This window comes from Rhizorhabdus sp., assembly GCF_018006725.1.
In the GTDB taxonomy this organism is placed as follows: domain Bacteria; phylum Pseudomonadota; class Alphaproteobacteria; order Sphingomonadales; family Sphingomonadaceae; genus Rhizorhabdus.
Map to the genome: position 1 here is coordinate 1 of NZ_JAGMXV010000291.1, position 5189 is coordinate 5189.

The 5189-nt window shown below is 67.1% G+C and carries 4 protein-coding genes; all 4 read right to left on the minus strand.

The window, feature by feature from the left end; all coding sequences use genetic code 11:
• Positions 1 to 574 (minus strand): type I methionyl aminopeptidase (gene map / locus KAY22_RS24190; RefSeq protein WP_296625695.1); only part of this gene is annotated, 574 nt, incomplete at its 3' end.
• 1 nt (position 575) lies between these two features.
• Positions 576 to 794: a ParD-like family protein gene (locus tag KAY22_RS24195; RefSeq protein ID WP_296625696.1), complete on the minus strand. Its 219-nt coding sequence runs from the start codon at positions 792 to 794 to the stop codon at positions 576 to 578.
• A 79-nt stretch (positions 795 to 873) separates the two neighbouring features.
• The gene (locus KAY22_RS24200) at positions 874 to 2307 is read right to left on the minus strand and encodes an efflux transporter outer membrane subunit (protein WP_296625697.1); all 1434 of its coding nucleotides are present in this window, start codon (positions 2305 to 2307) and stop codon (positions 874 to 876) included.
• On the minus strand, positions 2300 to 5189 hold a 2890-nt coding region (locus tag KAY22_RS24205; protein ID WP_296625698.1), incomplete at its 5' end, for a multidrug efflux RND transporter permease subunit. The genes KAY22_RS24205 and KAY22_RS24200, both read right to left, overlap by 8 nt.

Genomic DNA, 5189 nt, shown 5'->3' on the forward strand with positions numbered 1-5189 from the left:
TCTGGGGGCCGCTGCCGGGGCGGCCGAAGTTCAGGATCTGGGGTTCCTCGTGCATCTCGCGGCCGATCCCGTGGCCGCAATATTCGCGGACGACCGAATAGCCGTTCTTGCGCGCATGCCCCTCGATCGCGGCGCCGATGTCGCCGAGATGGGCGCCGGGGCGGACGCGGGCGATGCCCTTCCACATCGCTTCCTGCGCCACCTTCGCGAGGCGGCGGGCGGCGGCGGGGACGTCGCCGACCAGATAGGTCTTGCTGGAATCGGCGATGAAGCCGTTCTTTTCCAGCGTGATGTCGAAATTGACGATGTCGCCATCGCGGACGATCTCGGTCGCGCTCGGCACGCCGTGACAGACGACATCGTTGATCGAGCAGTTGAGCACATAGGCGAAACCGTACTGCCCTTTGCTCGCGGGGCGCGCGGCGAGATCGTCGACGATGAAGCGCTCGACCAGATCGTTGACCGCCATGGTCGACCGGCCGGCAAGGTCGAGCCCGTCGAGCATCTCGAACACCGAGGCGAGCAGGTGGCCGGAGATGCGCATCAGGGCGATCTCCTCGGGCGTCTTGACCATGTCAGGCGGCCTCGGCCCGTTCGGGTATCGGGGCGGGCTCCTGCGCGGCCGCGTCGAGCTGGATCTTGACGATCTCGTTGAAGGACAGGGTCGGGTTCGCTTCGGCCAGCCGGCCGATCTTCATCCAGAACTCGGCCTGCGCGTTGATCGAGCGGCACATCACCGTGCTCGCACGGCGGATTTCCTCGTGCAGTTCGTCATCTATCTTCACTATGCCCATGGCTGCCTCGCTAGAATATATGGTTCGTATATGATCCATATATTCGAGCGTCAATGCAGCGGGAGAGTTGGGCTCGGCCTCAGCGCGCGGGCTTCGGCTCCGCACCGCCGCCCAGCGCCCGGTAGAGCCCGGCCGCACTCGACAGCTCCTGGCGGCGCAGTTCGAGCAGCGTCTGTTCGGCGGCATAGCGGCTCCGCTGCGCGTCGAGCAGTTCGAGCCGGCCGTCGACGCCCGCACGGTAGCGGAGCGCCGACAGCTCGGCGCGCTTGACCGCCGCGTCGCGCGCCTTGCGCTGCGCATCCTGCTGGCGCGCGAAGGTAGCGCGCCCCGCTAGGCCGTCGGCGACCTCGCGGAAGGCCGACTGGATCGCCTTTTCATAATTGGCGACCGCGACCTGCTTCTGGATCTTGGCGACGTCCAGCTGCGCGCGCAGGCTGCCGCCCCGGAAGATCGGCTGGGTGATCTGCGGGGTGAAGGACCAGGTGCGGTTGTCGCTCTTGAAAAGTTGGTCGAAGGACAGGCTGGTGAAGCCGAACAGTCCGGTGATCGACAGGCTGGGGAAGAAGGCCGCGCGCGCCGCGCCGACATCGGCATTGGCGGCGACGAGCTCATGCTCGGCCTGACGGATGTCGGGCCGGTTGGCGATCAGGTCCGACGGCAGGCCGGCGGGCAGCTGGGTGACGATCGGCTGGTCCATCAACGCCATCGGCGCAGGCAGATCGGTGGGGATCGGGCTGCCCACCAGCAATTGCAGCGCATTGGTCGCCTGCGACAGGCTGCGCTGCGCCGCCGCCAGATCGGCTTCGGCCTGCTGCGCCTGACCCTCGGCCTGCGCCAGGTCGAGACCGCTCGCCTGCCGCGCCTCGTGCCGGCGGCGGGCGATGTCGAGCGAGGCGCGCCAGTCGACTAGCGTGCGCTCGATCAGGCGCGATTGCTCGTCGGCCAGCCGCTCGGTCAGATAGGCGTCGACCACCGATCCGATCAGCGAGATGCGCGCCGCCTGTTGCCCTTCGTCGGTCGCCAGATAGCGTTCGAACGCGGCCTGGCTCTGCGAGCGGAGCTTGCCGAACAGGTCGAGCTCGAAGCTGGTGAGCGCGGCATTGGCCGAATATTGCTCGAACTCGAAACCGCTCGGCGTGTTACCGTTGCCGCCGATCGCGCCGCCCACGCCGGCTGCTGCGGCGGCGGTGGGAATACGCTGGCGCCTGTAGGAGCCGTTGGCGTCGACCTGGGGCAGCTGCGCCGCACGGGCCACCCGGAACTGTGCCCGCGCCGCCTCGACATTGAGAGTCGACACGCGCAGGTCGCGGTTATTCGCCAGCGCCAGTTCGATCAGCGCCTGGAGACGCGGGTCGCGGAACATCGTCCGCCAGTCGATCGCGGCGGCGCTGGCGGCTTCCGTGGGCGACGCCTGCGGGAAGCTTTGCTGCACCGGCGGCGGGGGCACGTCGAGGCGCGGGTTCATCGAGCAGGCGCTGGTCAGCAGCAGCCCGATCAGGGCGAGTTTACGCATGTCCATTCTCCAGCGCCGGATCTTCGCCCGCGCCCTTGTTCTCGTCCTTGGTCTTCGCGCGGCCGCGCAGCCGCTCGACCAGCTTCATCACCACCACGAAGAAGATGGGGACGAAGAAGATGGCGAGCAGCGTCGCGCTGATCATCCCGCCGAACACGCCGGTGCCGATCGCGCGCTGCGTTTCCTTGCTGGCCCCGGTCGCCAGCATCAGCGGCATCACGCCCAGGGTGAAGGCGAGGCTGGTCATCACGATCGGCCGCAGGCGCAGGCGCGCGGCGTGGATCGTCGCTTCGACCGTCGACATGCCCTCGTCGTGCGCCGCCTTGGCGAACTCGACGATCAGGATCGCGTTCTTCGCGGACAGGCCGATGATCGTGATCATCCCCACCTTGAAGAAGACGTCGTTGGGCATGCCCGCGATGAACACCGCCGCGAGCGCGCCGATCAGTCCGAGCGGCACGACGAGCATGACCGAGAGCGGGATCGCCCAGCTTTCGTAAAGCGCGGCGAGCACCAGGAACACGATCAGCATCGACAGGCCCAGCAGCAGCATCGCTTCGTCGCCCGACTGCTTTTCCTGCAGCGACTGGCCGGTCCATTCGACCCCGAAGCCCGGCGGCAGCTGGGCGGCGAGCCGCTCCATCTCGCGCATGGCGGCACCGGTCGATTGGCCGGGGGCCGCCTGTCCGGCGATGCGGATCGCGGGATAGCCATTGTAGCGCACCAGCTGGAGCGGGGTCAGTTCCCATTTGGTCGTGACCAGCTCGCCGAGGCGGACCGGATTGCCCTCGGCATTGCGGACGTAGAGGTTGAGCACATCGTCGATGCTCATCCGCGACCTGGCCTCGGCCTGCACGATCACCTGCTGGAGACGTCCCTTGTTGGGGAAGTCGTTGACATAGGTGGAGCCCATGGCGGTGCTCAGCGTCGACGCGATGTCGGGGAAGGCGACGCCCATGATGCGGGCCTTCTGCCGATCGATCTGCAGCTTGACGCTGCTGCCGGGCGGCAGGCCTTCGGGATAGACGCCGGCCACGACCTTGCTCTGTGCGGCGAGGCCGAGCAGCTGGCCCTGTGCTGCCATCAGCGCTTCCTGTCCGCGGTTGGCGCGATCCTGCAGGCGCAGAGAGAAGCCCGACGAGTTGCCGAGACCGTCGATCGACGGCGGCAGCAGGCTCATCACCATGCCCTCGCGGATTTGCGAGGTCGCCTGGTTGGCGGCGCCCACCTCATCGGCGGCGGAAACGCCGCTGCGGTCGCCCCAATCCTTGAGGACGGTGAAGACCAGCGCCGCGTTGGAGCCCGAGCCCGAAAAGCCGAAGCCCTGGACGACGACCGTGTCGCGCACCGCCTCGCGGCTCTTGTTGTGCTTCTCGAGAACGGCGGTCGCTTCGGAGGTGCGCAGGGTCGTCGAGTCCGCCGGCATCTGGAAGGCGGAGATGAAGAAGCCCTGATCCTCCTCGGGCAGGAAGGACGAGGGAAGCTTGTAAAAACCGAGCGCCAGCAGCGCGACGATCACCGCGAAGGCGGCCATCATCCGGCCCGAGCGCTTGAGCAGGCGCGTCACCCAGTTCTCATAGCCCAGCGTCATCGCCGCAAATTTGCGGTCGAACCAGCCGAGAAAGCCCTTCTTCTCCTGATGCCCGGTCACCGGCTTCAGCAGCGTCGCGCAGAGCGCGGGGGTCAAGGTCAGCGCGAGGAAGGCGGAAAAGAGGATCGACACCGCCATGGCGACGGTGAACTGGCGATAGATCGCGCCGACCGAGCCGCTCGACAGCGCCATCGGGATGAACACGGCGGTGAGCACCAGCGTGATGCCGACGATCGCGCCGCTGATCTCCCACATCGCCTTGCGCGTCGCGTCGCGCGGCGACAGCCCTTCCTCGGCCATCAGTCGCTCGACATTCTCGACGACGACGATCGCGTCGTCAACGATGATGCCGATCGCCAGCACCATGCCGAACATCGTCAGCACGTTGATCGAGAAGCCGGTGATCGACATCACCGCGAAGGTGCCGAGCAGCGCGATCGGGGCGACAATTGCCGGGATCAGCGTGTAGCGGACCTTCTGCAGGAACAGGAACATCACCAGGAAGACGAGGATCATCGCCTCGGCAAGGGTCTCGACCACCTTCTCGATCGAGATCGAGACGAAGGGCGCAGTGTCGAACGGGATCTTGTACGACACGCCCGGCGGCATCGACTTGGACAGTTCGTCCATCCGCTCCTTGACCGCCTCCGAGGTGCGCACGGCATTGGCCCCGGGCGACAGCTGGACGGCGAGGATGGCGTTGGGCTTGCCGTTGACGCGGCTGCTGTTGGCGAAGGTCGCCGCCGCCAGTTCGATCCGGGCAACGTCGCCGAGCAGGACGGTCGAACCGTCGCTGTTCGCGCGCAGCACGATCTGGCTGAATTCTTCGGGGGTCTGGAGCTGGCCGTCGACGGTCAGCGGGATCGTCACGCGCTGTTCGCCGACCGTGGGTTCGGCACCGACCGAACCTGGGGCGATCTGGACATTCTGGCTGGCGATCGCGTCGGTGACGTCGCCCATGGTCAGCTTGTAGCTGAGCAGCTTGGCCGGATCGACCCAGACGCGCATTCCGCGTTCCGAACTGAACAGCTGGACGCGCCCGACGCCGGGGATGCGCTTGAGCTCCTCCGACACGTTGCGCGCGGCATAGTCGCCCAGCATGCCGGCATCGGCATTGGGGTTGTTCGACTGGATGCTCACCATCATCAGGAAGCCCGACGAGGCTGCCTCCACCTGAACGCCGGTCTGGCGGACGATCTGCGGCAGGCGCGGCTCGGCGGTCTTCAGGCGGTTCTGCACGTCGACCTGGGCCAGTTCGGGATTGGTCCCCGGCTGGAAGGTGGCGGTGATC